Raw genomic sequence first — 14,924 nt, 5'->3', positions numbered from 1 at the left:
CTCGAAGTGAGCGCGGACATTGTTGCTCGTCTCAGCTATAACCCGGCAACGAGCCGAAGACACCCGTCGAGAGGCCGTCGGCGAAAGATCATGAGTTTTTTCGAGCGATTGAAGACAGCGGCATCCGCGGAGTGGCGGACCTACACTTTGCACCCCTTTACCGACGGGCTGGCAGACGGCTCGCTCGACGAGGCTGCGTTCCGTCGCTACCTCGTTCAGGACTATCTGTTCCTGATCGAGTTTGCCCGCGCCTATGCGCTCGCCGTCTACAAGTCGCCCAGGCTTGCCGACATGCGCGAAGCCGCGGCCGGCCTGTCGGCCATCATCGACGTCGAGATGAACCTGCATGTGAAACTGTGCGCGGGGTGGGGCCTGTCGCCTGACGATCTGGAGCACGCCCCGCCGGCGGTCGAGATGTTGGCCTATACGCGTTATGTGCTCGACGCGGGCATGCGCGGCGATCTGCTGGCGCTCAAGGTAGCGCTCGCCCCCTGCGTCATCGGTTACGGGGAGATCGCGACCAGACTCGCCGCGCACCCCGGCGCGCTCGCTGAAACCAATCCCTACCGCGCCTGGATCGCCGAATATGCCGGCGCGCCCTATCAGGAGCTCGCGGCGAAAGCGCTGATGCAGCTGGATGGTCTCGCCGATCTCTATGCCACGCCGGCCCGCGAGGCAGACCTGATCGCGATCTTCAAGGAAGCCACCCGACTCGAAGTCGAGTTCTGGGAGATGGGCTGGCGCGCTGGGCAGCGCCAGGGCATTTCGCCCGCCTAGAGCACGCCGCCTGCAGCGCGCGGCCGAAGGAACCGACATCCGTCTGGAATGTTTTCTCTCGCGGTACCGGCGTTCGGATCGCCAGTTGCGCACCAACCGAATATGGGAGGCAATGTAATGCCCGAAGATGAAAAATCCCTCGAACCCGATGACTTTCCGGTTCGCACCAGGCGCAAAAAGATCGTCAAGAGTGACGGCGAGACGATTGCGGAAGCGTGCAACGAGCAGACCGCGGAGGAGGTGGCGGAGCGCCTGAACGCAGAGGAGCAGGCACGGGAAGAGGATCGCTGGTCGGCCTGACGGAGTCCCCGTTTTACTTTGTCCCACCGGGAAACGACTGAATCCGCTTGGGTCCCGCCGGTGTGGGTTCAACCGCCAGCTCGGGCTGAGTCGGGATAACGTTCGCGCCGGCTGATTGCGCGGCTTCTTTGGTCGCCATCCGGTCGGGTGCCTCCCGGTTTCGAGGGCCGAACTCGACGATTAGAAACGCCGCCGTGCTGAGCAGGGCAACGGCGGCGGAGATTGCCAGCGGCCGGCCGATCTTTTTCTCGCGCATCTATTTCCTGACTTTTGCTTCGCTGGACCCAACCATCTGACCCGCAACAGGTTCCGACGCCGCGCGCGGCAGAAGGCCGCATAAATCAACGGCTTGGTGCGCGCTTGATTGACGGCAAGCAGCGAAATACGGTGCGAAGGCCAAGCGATTTTGCCGCCGCGGGTTGATCGCAAGTGTCTTACGGGAGTTCCATGAAGTCCGAATTGATCGACCGCATCTACGAAAGTTCTTTCGTTCCGGAACTCTGGCCCGGCGTCCTCGATGAATTGGCGCAACTGACGGATTCGCGTGGCGGCCTGCTGTTCTCCGCCCGCGACCGCGTTCTCACATGGACCGCGTCGGCGAACTTGAACGAGATTTTTCGTTCCTATGTCGAAGACGGGTGGTTCAAGCGCTGTCCGCGCCGGATCTGCCTGTTTGGACGGACGCTGCCGGCATTCTTTGTCGAACATGATTTCTGGACGCAGGAACAGCTCGACAACGATCCGATCTATCGGGACTTCTTTCGCCCGCACGGGCTCGGTTGGTCCGCCGGTACCGGTCTGCAACTGCCGACCGGCGATCATATCGTCTTCAGCATCGAGCGCGATCACGATCGGGGACCGATCGAAAAGGAGCGCGTCGAGGCGCTGAACCAGCTGCGTTCTCATCTGGCGCGCAGCGCCCTTGTCTCGGCCCGGCTGGGGCTGCAGCGTGCCGTTGGCGCCAAGGAGGCGCTGACGTCGATGGGATTGCCCGCGCTGCTGCTCGGCGAGGACGGCACGGTGATCGAAACCCACCCCCTGATCGAGGATTTGTCCGGCCACGTGCATTGGCGCGCCCGGAACCGAATCGCACTGACGGATAGTCGCGCCAACGACCTGTTGTGGGCGGCGCTTGGGGCGCTCGATACCAATTCCGAATTCTCCGTCCGCTCATTTCCGCTGCGCGACGCCGACGACAAGGCGGTGCTGGTGGTCCACATCATTCCGATCCGACGCTCCGCGCACGATATCTTTGCCGGCAGCTACGCGCTTCTGGTGGTGACGCCGGTGTCGGCGCCGGCAGCGCCACCGGTGGAACTGATGCGGTCGCTGTTCGACCTGACCGCTTCGGAGGCCCGGGTGGCGCGCGGGCTGGCCGTCGGCGAGACTCTGGAAGAGATTGCAGCCAGCGGCGGGGTGGCGATCTCCACCGTCCGCTCGCAACTGCGTCAGGTTCTGGAAAAAACCGGATGCGCCCGACAGGCCGAGGTGGTGTCGCTGCTGGCCAGCGTCACGCTTGATCGCGGCGCGGCGAAGAATTAGCGTCTGACCGGCGAGTCTCTTCATCTATTTGGAGGATGACGCGTCGATTGACTGACTGCACTATTGGAATGGCGTGATTTGCGCCTGAATCTTACGGAGATAATCGTGAAATCTTACACCAAACCGACGATCGTCAAGCTGGGTACCCTGGCGCTGATCAAGTCCAATCACACTGGACCGAGCACCGACGGCAAGAAGTATTCCGGCTACTTCAAGTAACAACAGACGTCGGTACATCCAGGCGGCGGGCTCCTCGCGAGCGCGCCGCTTTTTCATGACTGCAGGGATCGTGCGGATATCGCGCCGGCGATCTTCGGTCCGCCGGGGGAGGTGCAGTGCCCTATGAAAGCCCGGCGCCAGCTCAAATAGCCCATCAGGGCCAGCGCCGATCGGGTTGAACTGGTGGTGATGCCGAACGAGAGCTGCTCCAGGGCATGGTTCGCACCCCGCTGATCGACCCAGCCGTCGGGAATGGTCTTGAGCAGCGAGGCGAAATGCGCTCGGGCCTTGTTCACATATGTCAGCTGAAACGAATTGAAGACGAACGTGTCGTTTTGCCGGCCGCGCAGCGATTCCGGCACGATACCCTTCTGGCATTCCCGCAGCAGTTCCTTGTAACGCCCTTCAAAATCATGGACGCGCAGGGCGCTGACCTCGTCATAGACAAAATCCAGCAGCGGAAGATCGCAATAGGGTGAAGCGTCGGTGTGTCCTTTCGCGGCGAAATGACTCTGCGTCACGGTCCGCGGCGCGGAAAAATAGCCCCAGTCGTCGCAGATGATCCCATCGCCGACCAACTCCTTTTCCAGTTTTTCCCGTTCTCCGGAATAGGCGTGGAGGCTTCGGCCGCAACGTAGCCAGGGAACCACATCCGTCAGCATACGGCGCATGTTGACGTCGCCGACGTCCCACGGGTTCCACCCCCGGTCGGCAAATGCCCGGTTAAGCCGTCGGTGGATACCTTCAGGAACGAGCGACAGCATGCATTGCCAGCCGAGATTGGCCCGCCCGCGCGACAGCAGCGCGCTGGCCGGGGGCAGGGCTTTTGCGAAGTGCCGGTACTCACGGCGTTGCAGCAGGTATGGAAGGAATGACGGCGAGCGCAGAAACAGTTGATCCGCGCCGAAGCCGGTAAAAATCTGCGAGCCGGGCTCCGCCACGTTGGCTACCGATCTCGAAAACAAGTCGCCGAACCAGAAGAAATCGCTCGGTTCATCGGCATAATCAGGGGTTTCGTCGACCGCATCCGGAAGGTCTTCGGGCCGCATCACGACGAGGTCGATCCCGTAGCGGTCCGCGACTTCGCGCGCATAGCCTTCGCTGATGACATGCGAGGGCACATTCGGCTGTGAAAACATCACGCCGCGAATGTTCGAAGCCTCCTCGCCCAGCAGGCAGGCTATGAACGAGGAGTCGAGGCCGCCCGAGATCTCGACGCAAAGCTTCGCATCCGGATATGCCGCAAGACGGGATTTGATCGAATTTCGCAGGATCGCCAGGATATCCGGCGCAACGTCCTCGTTGCGTTGCGCGACATCGAGCCGATAGGTGTAATTCCGCCGGATCAGTTGTTGGCGCGTCACGGAGGGACGCAGTCGGATCAATTCGCCGGGAAGCACCCTGCTGACGTTATCGAGAGGTGTTTCGGTGCTCAGAAACTGATAGCCCGGCACCAGCAGAACATGTCTGGCGAAGTAGTGCTGGTTCCAGCTTGCGTTGGAAGCATCGAAGAAAAAGCCGAGGCGGTTGGCAACCGTGCCATCCGACTCCCGATAGTAGATCTGGTACTGGGACGTGAAGCTCTTGAACGCGAAGGCGTCCTGATCTGTTGCGATGATGGCGACGAAATCGCCCTCCGCCCTGGCGATCGAAGCCGGGCCTTCGCGATCGATCAGCGCGGCCAAATGATCCAGAGCCCGGCGCCCGACTTGGTTCTCGACCCGGAAGACGGCTCCCTCGATCAGAATGGTTCCCCGGGCACAATCTACCGCGTGGCAGTTTCGATCGACGCTCCAGAGGGAGTTGGCAGCCGAGTATGCGTTCATTGCCGGTTCCGATATTTTTCGGTTACTATCGAGAGGTAAGCAGTCCTACAGAAATGCCGAATTGCATGAGCGTATCCATTTTGTGTTTCTCTCATTTCTCGACGAAGCTGTTCGGGATCGACCGCACCGTCACCTTCTTTCGATGGTTGGGACGCGCCCGGGGGCGCGGCCGTTCGCCGGATGCATCAGCGGAGGATCTCGCCGGCAGCGCGATACGCGGCATGCAGCTATTGCCGCTGCGGATCGAGTGTCTCGATCAGGCGGTTGCGACCTGGTACGTGTTGAATCGTCATGGTCATCCGGCTTCCCTCAGGATCGGCATGCGGCTGTCGCCGCTCTCGGGCCACGCTTGGGTGATATGCAATGAGCAGACCTTCATCGAGACTCCGGGTATGGAAGATTTCACCGTTGTGGCTTCCTACCCGCCCTGGCTTGAAGCGACCAACACGAATTTCAGCTGAACGAGTTCGCGAGCGAGCTCTTCGAAATCATCACGGATTTCCTTCCGTTCGACGCCGTACTCGTCTGCCAGCCGATCGACGACTTGCTCCAGGTCGACCTCCAGTCCGAGCCTCAGCATCCGCGCGGCCGTTTCATTGAGGCCGTAGGAATCGCCTGATTTTACGGAGAAGAGTACGTCCTTTCCTTCAACGTTCGTGAGAGTCGTGCCGGCAGCCAGTCGAATATGCATGTTCAAACCACTTTGCGATGGAGAGTTTCGGGGAAGAGTCAGTGGAAATCAGGAGATTTGGGCGGCGCGAAAGACGAGTGTTCGCCGCCGGGAAGGCGTCCACCGGTCTGGTGTTGCCAGAGTGAGGCGTAAAGTCCGCCTTGAGCGATCAGCTGTTCATGCGATCCTTCCTCCAGAATGTGTCCCGCATCCAGTACGACAATTCGGTCCATTCGAGCCAGCGTTGAAAGGCGATGCGCAATTGTAATGACTGTTTTGCCCACCATCAGCGTGTCCAACTGTTCCTGGATTGCATGCTCCACCTCGGAATCGAGCGCCGCTGTGGCTTCGTCCAGCACCAGGATGGGGGCATTCTTGAGCAGCGTCCGCGCCAGAATGATTCGTTGACGCTGCCCGCCCGATAATCGCGCACCGCGCTCGCCGGCGGTTGAATCGAGCCCGGTTCCGCCGTCTTCGTCGCGCAGGTCCGGCATGAATTGCGAAACTCGGGACTGGTTCAGGGCTCGCTCGAGCTCGGCCTCCGTGGCGTCAGGCTTGCCGCACATGATGTTGTCGCGAATCGAACGGTGCAGGAGTGCGGTGTCCTGAGTGACTACGCCGATGCAGGATCGGAGACTGTCCAGCGAGACTTCGCGGGTGTCCTGTCCGTCGATACGGATACAGCCGTCCTGGATGTCGTAGAGCCGCAACAGCAGGCTGACGAGAGTAGACTTTCCCGCGCCGGATCGTCCGACCAGGCCAACGCGCTCACCCGGCGCCAGAGTCAATGTGAACTGCTCGAACAGCGGGCGCTCGCTGGAGTATCCGAAACCCACTTGTCTGAACTCGATGGCGCCGGTCCTGATCTCGAGCTTTTTTGCGCCGGGAGGATCGACCGTCGGGTTGGGCGCCGCGATCGACTCCATCCCCTGTTTGACGTCGGCGAGGTTCTGGAAAATGCCGGATATTTCCCACGCGACCCAGCCGCCGGTGCTCGATAGCTGCCATACCAGCGGGAGCGCCATCGCCACGGCCTCCGCCTCAATGGACTCGTTGAGCCACAGGCTGACGCCGATGATGCCTGTTCCTGTCAACAGCGCCGTATTGAGAAGCGTGAGGCTCGTCATGAAGCCGGTGATCGTTCGCATGTGCCGCAGCTGGGCATCGTTGTGCGACAGCAGGGCGTGGCGAACGTGATCGCTGTCGGCCGCGGCGTAGGAGAACAGCTTGATGGTCAGAATGTTGCTGTAGCAGTCGACGATTCGGGCCATCAGATCCGAATAGGCCTGTGAACTGCCATCTGCCTTTGCCCGCAGTCGCGGCACATAATGGCGCAACAACAGGGCGTAGCCACAAAACCAGCCCGCAATGGGAAGCGCCAGCCGCCAGTCGGCGCCGCCCAGCAGAACGGCGCTCGCGCCACCATACATCGCGAGATACCAGACCGCGCGAATGGCGGCCTCGGCGGTTTCGCGCAGGGAGCCGGCGGTTTGCATTACCCTGTGGGCGAGGCGTCCTGGAAAATCATTCTGGAAGAATTGCCAGCTCTGGTTCACCACCAGCCAATGGCTGATCCAGCGCATACGGGACGTGACGCCGGGAACGAGATAGCTGTTTCGCAGATGCAGATCGACATAGATGATGCCAGGGCGAACGATTCCTATCGCGACGAGAAGTGCAACCAGCGTCGGCCAACGTTCGAGCCATGCCTGCCAGCGGTCGGGCTGACCGACGAAAGCCACCACCTTCCCGACGAATACGGAAACCATGGCGTCAGCGCAGGCCACGCCGAAGCCGCAGATAAACAGCCAGACAAAGATCTGCTTATGCTCTGCGAGAAAGTATCGGTAGAACGCCAGTAATGAAGAATGCGGGACATCTGGAGGCGGGGCGGCGGCAATATCAATTCTATGCATAACAACGTCGCTGTTCGGCGATACATTCAGCTGCTTCCCGGCGATCGGGCGCGGGAGATTCGATACGACCTCATTCTAACACCGAAGGGCTGCCGTGGCCGATAAACCGGCTTTGCGCGCGGCGTTTTATTTCGGCTGCTTTCATCTATTTGGGGGATGCGGCCCCGACGCGCCGCCCGCACGTATGGCGAGACACTATCTGTCACCAGCCTCGCCGAGCCGGAGCTGGCGTTCCCAAATCAGGAGGATTCCATGATTCGTTTTTCAGCTCTGGTCGCAGCTGCGTTCGCGCTCGCGGTTTTTGTCGGGGGATCGCTGGCACAAGCCCAGACCGCGTCGGACCCGAAGAGCCAGCCGGGTAGTCAGTGCCGTCTGTCCAACGGACAGCGTTGCTAACAGGACCGAGGCGACCTGCGCCGGTCGTGGCGCGCTTGTTCTGGGCTCACCGGCCAGGCCGGTGAGCCCAATTACTTTTTGGCGGCCTGCAGATTCGGCCTAATCAGCGCCGCGGCGAGCGACATCGTGATTCGGGAGGCGGGGCTTCGGCACGGAACCATCGGGTCCTGCCGCTCCCGGACCGTGCTTGTGCCATGATCGGCGCCCTGGCCGGTGCGGCGGCCTGGTCGGGGAGACATGGAACTCGCGCCGATCTCCTTCTTGCGTTTTGGGCTTCGATGGGTTTAAAGCCCGGTAACTTCATCACCGCAGGCATGAACGAGAAGCGCGCTGCGTGGTTTTACCGCGTTCCGGACCGAGTTGTGCACCCGCATAGCCCGCGCGCTCAAATCCGTTCCCAACCCCACACAAAGGTACTTCCGATGGCCAAGATGACCAAGAACCAGTTGATCGATGCAATCGCCGAGGGAACGCAGGTTGCCAAGGGAGACGTCAAGGCCGTGATCGAGCAAATGGCGACTGTGGGGTACAAGGAGCTGAATGAGTCCGGAGAGTTCGTGATTCCCGGCTTCGTCAAGATGTCGGTCGTGAACAAGCCCGCCACCGAAGCCCGCAGCGGCGTGAATCCGTTTACGAAAGAGCCGATGGAATTCGCGGCCAAGCCGGCCAGCAAGTCGGTCAAGGCGTCCCCGCTGAAGGTGGCCAAAGACGCCGTGTGAGCTGTTCCAAACAGCAGACGCAGGCCGCCGTACCTGCCCGCGAGAGGCCGACCCATCGATCGGCCATGTCCCGTAGCCGCCGGCGCGCCAGCTCTATACGGGTGTGGCGTCGAATCCGCTATGTTCACTTTTATACACTTGGCCGGAACAATTCCCCGGCTTGCACGATGTAGTGGCAGGCAGGGGGACGGACTTTGGAAGATTCGATTGTGATCCTGGTCGTTGAAGACGACCCACTGGTACGGACTGTCGTTGAGGAAACACTGGAAAGTGGAGGCTTCAAACCGGTCATTGCCGCTTCCGGCGAAGAAGCGGTCACCCTGCTGCAGGCTCAGAATAAATTCCGCGGCCTCGTCACCGACATCAACCTGCTTGGGAGGATCGATGGCTGGGAGGTCGCGAAGCGGGCCAGAGAGATCGATCCGGCTTTTCCCATCATCTATATGACCGGAGCGGCGGCCGACGAGTGGGCTTCGCACGGCGTTCCCAACAGCGTCCTGTTGAGCAAGCCGTTCGCGCCGGCGCAACTCGTCACCGCCATTTCGAACCTTCTCAACGACATTGCACCGAAACCATAGGCAGGTCGGCTTCCCGACGAGGGAGGCGGCAGCCTTGGCGTATGCACAACAAAGAAATTCGCGGATTGAGCTGCCGCGTGATCGATGCCCGGCTATTCGGGCGCGCTGCCAGATCTGGGATAGTTGTCCGCTATCCTTAAGGGAGATTGGCAAAGCAGCAATGACAAAGCCCTGCCCAATCGGCGGGGCTATTTTTTTCAATCAGCAGTCCCCGAAACCTTCTGCTTCCAGCCTTGTTGGTGCCTCATCAAGAAGGAGTTGACGCCATGAGTAGGACACTCAAGTGACGAAACTTGAAGCCGATGACGGTCGCTGGGAAGGCGAAGGTATCAAGAACGGCAAGAAGATGGAATTCCATGCCGATCCAAAGACCGGCGCGATCACGTCCGAAAAGGTAGATGATTAGCCAACCGAAGGAGGGCCCTGCCATCATCGGCGGGGCCTTTTTGATGGTTCGAACCCAAACCTCAAATGCCGCAGCGGGGCGGGGCCTGATAGAGGATCTGATATATTGGTGAGCGCGGAGGGACTCGAACCCTCGACCCCATGATTAAAAGTCACGTGCCGATGGGAGTAGATCGGGACAAGTCAAGACATCGAGAGGCCAAAATCACCTGTAAATCCTTGTATTTAGTGCTAATGTCTCCTACTGTCCGTGACACAGGGTAACAGGTAGAGACAGCCTCAATTTGTTACCCGGTGTTACCCTGAAGGGGCCCGCGCGTGACTAGACCATTTACACCTTTGTCCGTCAAAGCGTTTCGGCCCACCGCAGATCGCCGGGAGATCCCCGACCCTGGATGCAAGGGCCTCTACTTGGTGGTGCAGCCCGCCGGGGCGAAATCATGGGCCTTCCGATATCGCTTCGTTGGCAAACCAAAGAAGTTGACGCTCGGTCCCGTGTATCTTGGCACGGATGAGCCGGAGCACGCGGCGCTGGATCAAGCGAACACGCTAGCTGGGGCGCGGAAGCTTGCCGGCGAGGCGGCCCTGCAGGTTGCGCGGGGCATCGATCCCGGGAAACAAAAAAAGCGGCAAAAGAAGCACGCCCGACTGCGAGCCGAGCAATCTGAATTGCTTGATCGCGATACGTTTGAAGCCGTTGCCCGACTTTTCATCGAAAAATATGCGAAACAAAAAACTCGCCCCTCAAGTTGGCTTCAGACTGCTCGCCTGATCGGGCTGAAGCCAGACCCGGACGATGAGAGCAAACTGGTCCGCACCGAAAGCGCGGGCGAGGTCCTAAGCCAGTGGGGTGATCGCACGGTGCGCGAAATCACGCGGCGCGATGTCCATGACCTTCTGGACCGGATCGTCTCACGGGGGTCGCCAGTGACGGCAAATCGCGTCCTGGCGGCCATCCGCAAAATGTTCACCTGGGCAGCGTCCCGGGATATCGTTGCTGTTTCGCCCTGCGCCGGGGTGTCGCCGCCGACAGCAGAGCAATCCCGTGATCGCGTGTTAGATGATGGCGAGTTGCGTTTGATCTGGCGCGGTGCCGACGCAATCGGTTGGCCGTTTGGTCCAATGGTTCAAACCCTGATCCTCACGCTGCAGCGCCGCGATGAGGTCGCGGACATGTCTCGGCCAGAATTGAAGGCACAGGATCGGCTTTGGGTCATTCCGCGGGACCGGGTAAAGAACGGCCAAGAGCACGAGGTGCCTATGTCGCCTGCGGCTTGGGCTCTGCTAGAGGGGTTGCCTATGATAGGTAGGCGCGGCTTGATTTTCACAGTCACGGGCACAACGCCGGTATCGGGGTTCAGTCGGGCTAAGGAACGGCTCGATGCCGAAATCATAAAGCTTCAAAAGGTCGATGCAGTCGAGCGCGGCGATAATCCGGCGGATGTGCAGCCGCTTGCGCACTGGACATTGCATGATCTACGTAGGACGGGAGCGACCGGCATGGCGCGTCTCGGCATTAACCTTCCAGTGATTGAGAAGATTCTGAACCACACGTCCGGCAGTTTCCGCGGTGTGGCCGGCGTTTATCAGCGGCACTCGTTTGCTGACGAGAAGCGGCGAGCGTTAGAGGCGTGGTCGAACTTTGTATTGAGCCTCGTCAATCCGGGATCGGCTACTAACGTCGTTAGCATGGTTAGAGGAGCTTCGGATCATCCCATCGTTGCATCTGCTTGAGTTGTGGGGTTGAGAAAATGCTTGATGAAATCAAGAGCTACTTCAATCTACGTCGTCTTGTTAGAAGTCGAAAGAAAACAGAGCGGTTCTACGACCAAAAATATGAAGAGGCTGAAACGGATGACGATGAAAATGCCGTTTACGCGGTTCGCGCGCAAGAAATTGGGGTTATCGATGACGAGATAGGATTGCTGCTGAGTCAACAATGGCAGAGTAAAGCGACCTACCTCCAACTGCCAACACCGCCATTTTCCACGTCTAACGGAAAATGGGTTGAAGGTGATTATGACGGGAAGTGGCGACTGAGCCCTCAAGAAGTCTTTAAGCTCCGGGCCGCTGTGAGGAAGGAGGAAAAGGAGCGTTGGGAGCTTTGGCAGATGCGCCTCACGCTGCTGATCGGGTTCGGCGGAATGCTCATTGGATTAGTATCTGTGCTAAAGAAGTGACGACACGACTAGGTCAAGCGTCGGATGTCCGGAGCTCAAGGTTCCAGATCAAAATAATTTGGATCGCAAAACCGGTTCATTAGTGCGCCTTTGTCCGAGACTTGACAGGCATATTCAAATCACCGAGTAACGGTGCACGAGCCCACGCTCCGGGGACGGATGTCGCAGCGCTCAATGTGCCGGGGACGGTGCATCCAAATCATCACATTGCAAACAGTCGGGTCCAGGCGCTTCCCGCCCTGAGACCTACGCCATTGTGTCTTGGAGCACCGCCATGAACGAAAATGATCAGGATACCGGCCCACTTATTCCCGCGAAGCAGGCTTGCGCTCGGTATAAGATTGTCACGCGCACGCTCGGCCGCTGGCTCGAAAACGAAGCTCTTAAGTTCCCGCGGCCGATCGTGATCAACGGACGGCGTTATTTTCGCGAGAGGCTGCTGGAGGAGTGGGAGAAGCGTCGCGCGGGCTCGCTCGGGGGGGCATGACGTGGGTTCAGCACCAGCGCCATGCCGCCCAAACCGCGGGCAAACGAACAACCGCGGATATTTTCTAGTCTCGCGAGGTCTGCTGGCACATCCAAGGTTCAAACCTCAAGGCGCGTTCAGCAATTTGGAAGCGTGGCTTTGGCTCATAGAGTCCGCATCACATACCGCGCGCGAGGTGCCAGCCACCAACGGGCGACATCGCATCGTAGTTCATTTGGAGCCGGGTCAATTGACGTTCTCGGTGCGCTTCATGGCAAAGGCTTGGCGATGGTCCGATAAGCGGGTGCAGCGATTTTTGAGCGCCCTCGTATTTGACCAGTCAGTGACCACGCAGACGACTACAGGTCAAACCCTCATAACCCTTTGCAAGTGGGCCGCATATCAGCGACCCAACAGCTCGGCGACCACGCAAACCGAGATGCATACGACTGCGCAATCGACTACAAAGAGGAATGAATTGTATGAATTGAATGAATTAAATGATGATGTAGAAAAGCAAGTGCGCGATCATGGAAAATCTCTTTCGGACAAAGGAGAAGAGGTCTCTGCAGATAAGCGAGATGCCATCGCCCTCGGTCTCACGTTCCTGAATGCCGCTGGCTTCAAGGACCACGCTGAAGCACCGATGAATTGGTACGGCGTGACCGAACGCGCGGCCAAGTGGATCAAGGCCGGCTACTCAGTCGCCATGATTGTTGCCGAAACCAAGCAGATCGCAGGACAAGGGAACGATAATAAGCCGTTGGTCTACTTCGACAAGGTCTTCGCGACCGCGCAGGCAAGGACGAACCAACCGTTGCCGGTGGTTGCTATGCCGCTGGCTGGTAAAGCACGGTCCTTCCACCCTCATCGCGGCAACCGTGTTAGCGACGCCTTTGACATTCTGATTGCTAAGGCCATAGCCCAAGAGCAGGGAAATCTCCACAGCACTAGCGCCGCTTTCTCTGGCCTTGGGGATCGGGTGGAAAACCGGAGCGACGTAATTGAAGGCGCTGTGGGCCCCGCCCCAGGGCTGTGGCCGCCGCGGTGATGCGCAAGGTACGAGCATTTCGGCTACCATTAGTGCAGCGCAAACGCCACGAGAACCCGAAAGTGCGGGAAAACCTAAATCGATACATTCACTGGTTGCGGTCCCTGAGCTAAGGTGCCGTGAGAAGAAGCCAAATGTCAAACACCGGAGGTTATCGGTCGCGGCCATGATTTGTTTTCATCGAATCAACATTTTTAGGGGAACTGACATGTGCGCGGAAGTTCCGCAGCGAAAGATTTTTTCATGACAACGTTTTCTCCAGCCTTCGAACAGACCTTACATCGCTCTTTGGCGATAGCGAACGAAGAGCTAAGTCAGTTTGCTACGTTGGAACACCTCTTGCTCGCACTGCTCGATGACGAAGATGCGTCAAGCGTCATCGACGCATGTCACGGCGACCTCAGCGAGCTTAGAAGAGTGTTGAGCTATCATCTCAAGGCTCAGTTGCCGGCAGCATCCGAGTCCACCCCCGCGGACGAAAGTGGTGCCTTCATAAATGTAATTTCTAGATGGTTTTTCCCTGAACGTCGCCCAATCGTCGCAAAGCCGGCGGATGATGCTAAACCTACAGAAAGCTTTCAAAGAGTCATTCAGCGAGCCGTTATCCATGTCCAATCTTCGGGCCGTGAGGTAGTTACCGGCGCAAACGCTCTAGCCGCCCTATTTTCGGAGAAAGGATCGTTTGCTCAACAGGTCCTCTTAGGGCAGGGCATTACTCGCTACGATGTTGTAAGCTATATCTCTCATGGTCTAGTGCCTGAAGAGCAGGCGGCGGATGACGAGAAAATTTCGAGCCTGATAGAGGAGAGTTCTAGTTCTGCGCCAGTATTCGTGCCTATTGCGGGACGACTTCATTTTGAGCAGACACCTGCCATTGATCAGATCGGCGAACGAAAAGCATTGGTGGAGCAGCGTCATTCCGATCTCAAGCGTCTGTGTGACTTACGCGCCAACGAACACCCGGAGTTCAAGAGGCTTGTCGACCATTATAGCGACGCTCTCGCAAGACTTGGACCTCAGACGGGCGCTTACTCGCTTTTTATGGCCGGCTTCGACATCGAAATGTTTTTAAAGGTCAAATCACAATCCTCTCCAGATCGTGAGCGAAATCCACCTTTGGACGCGGATCAACTATTTGCAACCCAATCCTTGATTATTGCTCATGCGGGTCTGATCACCCTCTTTCCGGACATACATAGTGTTACGACGGAACTTGATCGCTACCGGCAAATGTCGGAGTCGTTGGATGCGCTCCGAGACCGGGTGCTTGATCCCATCTTCGATCAACTTTCGAGCGCAGGTCAGATCTTCGACAACGAGACTTTGGACGTCGCGTCGGAGATAAAACGATTAGACGAATCAGCTTCAAATCTGGGCGTTCCAGTTACGCAAGGGGCAACGTCCGTAAAACACTCGTGGATACGTGGCGCATTGGGCGCTATCGGCCAGTATCTTCTTAAGCAAGGTCGTGAGGTCGGTAAGGTTGCGCGCGACAGCGCCGTGAAGGAGGGCGTTTCTCATCTAATGAAGCATCCGGACCAACTCTTTGCGGCCATGGTCAGTTTTCTTGCTGCATCGAAGCCGATTCTTCTTTCGCTCGCGGGTGCATTGGAAGCGCAATTTGGTTGGATCGTCTCCCTTTTGTCTCGGTTGGGACTTTAGGTACACCAATGATCCGATAGTAGGACCGTCCCGCTCGCCAGCAACATTTTTGGCTCTGATGTGGGACGGTAAGCACGGCTTAGCGCACCACAGACCCCCACAAGGACGCTACCCAGATAGCCATCGGGGGATAAGGCCGTCCACGTCCGCAACGGTAACGAACGCCAATCGCGTTCGAGTGGCAGCTTTTGATGTCCAATCATGTGATCTGTCCACG

Annotated in this window: 15 protein-coding genes and 1 pseudogene; 12 read left to right on the top strand and 4 right to left on the bottom strand. The window is 58.6% G+C overall.

What is annotated here, in order from left to right; all coding sequences use genetic code 11:
- Window positions 1–90 precede the first annotated feature (90 nt).
- Window positions 91–777, top strand: a complete 687-nt coding sequence (locus Q8R73_RS12640) for a TenA family protein (RefSeq protein ID WP_305719882.1) — start codon at window positions 91–93, stop codon at window positions 775–777.
- Between the two features lie 117 nt (window positions 778–894).
- A complete protein-coding gene (locus Q8R73_RS12635) occupies window positions 895–1,077 on the top strand; it encodes a hypothetical protein (RefSeq protein ID WP_305719881.1) in 183 nt (60 codons plus the stop codon).
- Window positions 1,078–1,090: 13 nt separating this feature from the next.
- On the opposite strand, the gene Q8R73_RS12630 is transcribed toward Q8R73_RS12635, so the two are convergent.
- Window positions 1,091–1,333 carry a hypothetical protein gene (locus tag Q8R73_RS12630; RefSeq protein ID WP_305719880.1) on the bottom strand — a complete coding sequence of 81 codons (243 nt, stop codon included), beginning with the start codon at window positions 1,331–1,333 and terminating at the stop codon, window positions 1,091–1,093.
- 191 nt (window positions 1,334–1,524) lie between these two features.
- On the opposite strand from Q8R73_RS12630, the gene Q8R73_RS12625 reads away from it, so the two are divergent.
- A complete protein-coding gene (locus tag Q8R73_RS12625) occupies window positions 1,525–2,619 on the top strand; it encodes a LuxR C-terminal-related transcriptional regulator (protein ID WP_305719879.1) in 1,095 nt (364 codons plus the stop codon).
- 272 nt (window positions 2,620–2,891) lie between these two features.
- Here Q8R73_RS12625 and Q8R73_RS12620 read toward each other — a convergent pair whose 3' ends face one another.
- Entirely contained in the window at window positions 2,892–4,664 is a 1,773-nt protein-coding gene (locus tag Q8R73_RS12620) for an asparagine synthase C-terminal domain-containing protein (RefSeq protein ID WP_305719878.1), read from the bottom strand.
- A gap of 65 nt (window positions 4,665–4,729) precedes the next feature.
- On the opposite strand from Q8R73_RS12620, the gene Q8R73_RS12615 reads away from it, so the two are divergent.
- Window positions 4,730–5,125 carry a lasso peptide biosynthesis B2 protein gene (locus tag Q8R73_RS12615; protein WP_305719877.1) on the top strand — a complete coding sequence of 132 codons (396 nt, stop codon included), beginning with the start codon at window positions 4,730–4,732 and terminating at the stop codon, window positions 5,123–5,125.
- Here the strand turns inward: Q8R73_RS12615 and Q8R73_RS12610 are convergent.
- Both Q8R73_RS12610 and Q8R73_RS12605 read right to left on the bottom strand, forming a co-directional pair.
- A complete protein-coding gene (locus Q8R73_RS12610) occupies window positions 5,083–5,355 on the bottom strand; it encodes a PqqD family protein (RefSeq protein WP_305719876.1) in 273 nt (90 codons plus the stop codon). The genes Q8R73_RS12615 and Q8R73_RS12610 overlap by 43 nt on opposite strands.
- A gap of 38 nt (window positions 5,356–5,393) precedes the next feature.
- Complete coding sequence (locus Q8R73_RS12605; protein WP_305719875.1) at window positions 5,394–7,250, bottom strand: ABC transporter ATP-binding protein; 1,857 nt, start codon at window positions 7,248–7,250, stop codon at window positions 5,394–5,396.
- Between the two features lie 818 nt (window positions 7,251–8,068).
- Between Q8R73_RS12605 and Q8R73_RS12600 the strand changes: the two genes are divergently transcribed.
- The 8 genes and pseudogenes from Q8R73_RS12600 to Q8R73_RS26065 all read left to right on the top strand — a co-directional run bounded on the left by Q8R73_RS12600 (window position 8,069) and on the right by Q8R73_RS26065 (window position 14,707).
- Window positions 8,069–8,365, top strand: a complete 297-nt coding sequence (locus Q8R73_RS12600) for an HU family DNA-binding protein (protein ID WP_305719874.1) — start codon at window positions 8,069–8,071, stop codon at window positions 8,363–8,365.
- A gap of 194 nt (window positions 8,366–8,559) precedes the next feature.
- A complete protein-coding gene (locus tag Q8R73_RS12595; protein ID WP_305719873.1) occupies window positions 8,560–8,943 on the top strand; it encodes a response regulator in 384 nt (127 codons plus the stop codon).
- A gap of 277 nt (window positions 8,944–9,220) precedes the next feature.
- Window positions 9,221–9,349 (top strand): annotated as a pseudogene (locus Q8R73_RS12590) (PepSY domain-containing protein); the annotation flags it as partial.
- A gap of 317 nt (window positions 9,350–9,666) precedes the next feature.
- Window positions 9,667–11,082 (top strand): site-specific integrase, encoded by a 1,416-nt coding sequence (locus Q8R73_RS12585; protein WP_305719872.1) that lies wholly within the window; start codon window positions 9,667–9,669, stop codon window positions 11,080–11,082.
- Between the two features lie 17 nt (window positions 11,083–11,099).
- Entirely contained in the window at window positions 11,100–11,528 is a 429-nt protein-coding gene (locus tag Q8R73_RS12580) for a hypothetical protein (protein WP_305719871.1), read from the top strand.
- A 274-nt stretch (window positions 11,529–11,802) separates the two neighbouring features.
- A complete protein-coding gene (locus tag Q8R73_RS12575) occupies window positions 11,803–12,015 on the top strand; it encodes a DNA-binding protein (RefSeq protein WP_305719870.1) in 213 nt (70 codons plus the stop codon).
- Window positions 12,016–12,244: 229 nt separating this feature from the next.
- On the top strand, window positions 12,245–13,045 hold the full coding sequence (locus Q8R73_RS12570; protein ID WP_305719869.1) for a hypothetical protein: 801 nt from the start codon (window positions 12,245–12,247) through the stop codon (window positions 13,043–13,045).
- 243 nt (window positions 13,046–13,288) lie between these two features.
- Complete coding sequence (locus Q8R73_RS26065; RefSeq protein ID WP_371126085.1) at window positions 13,289–14,707, top strand: Clp protease N-terminal domain-containing protein; 1,419 nt, start codon at window positions 13,289–13,291, stop codon at window positions 14,705–14,707.
- The last annotated feature ends 217 nt before the right edge of the window (window positions 14,708–14,924 follow it).

The organism is Bradyrhizobium sp., from assembly GCF_030697065.1.
Classification (GTDB): Bacteria; Pseudomonadota; Alphaproteobacteria; order Rhizobiales; family Xanthobacteraceae; genus Bradyrhizobium.
The sequence above is the reverse complement of the archived record's forward strand: the minus strand, read 5'-3'. Positions and strand labels throughout refer to the sequence as shown.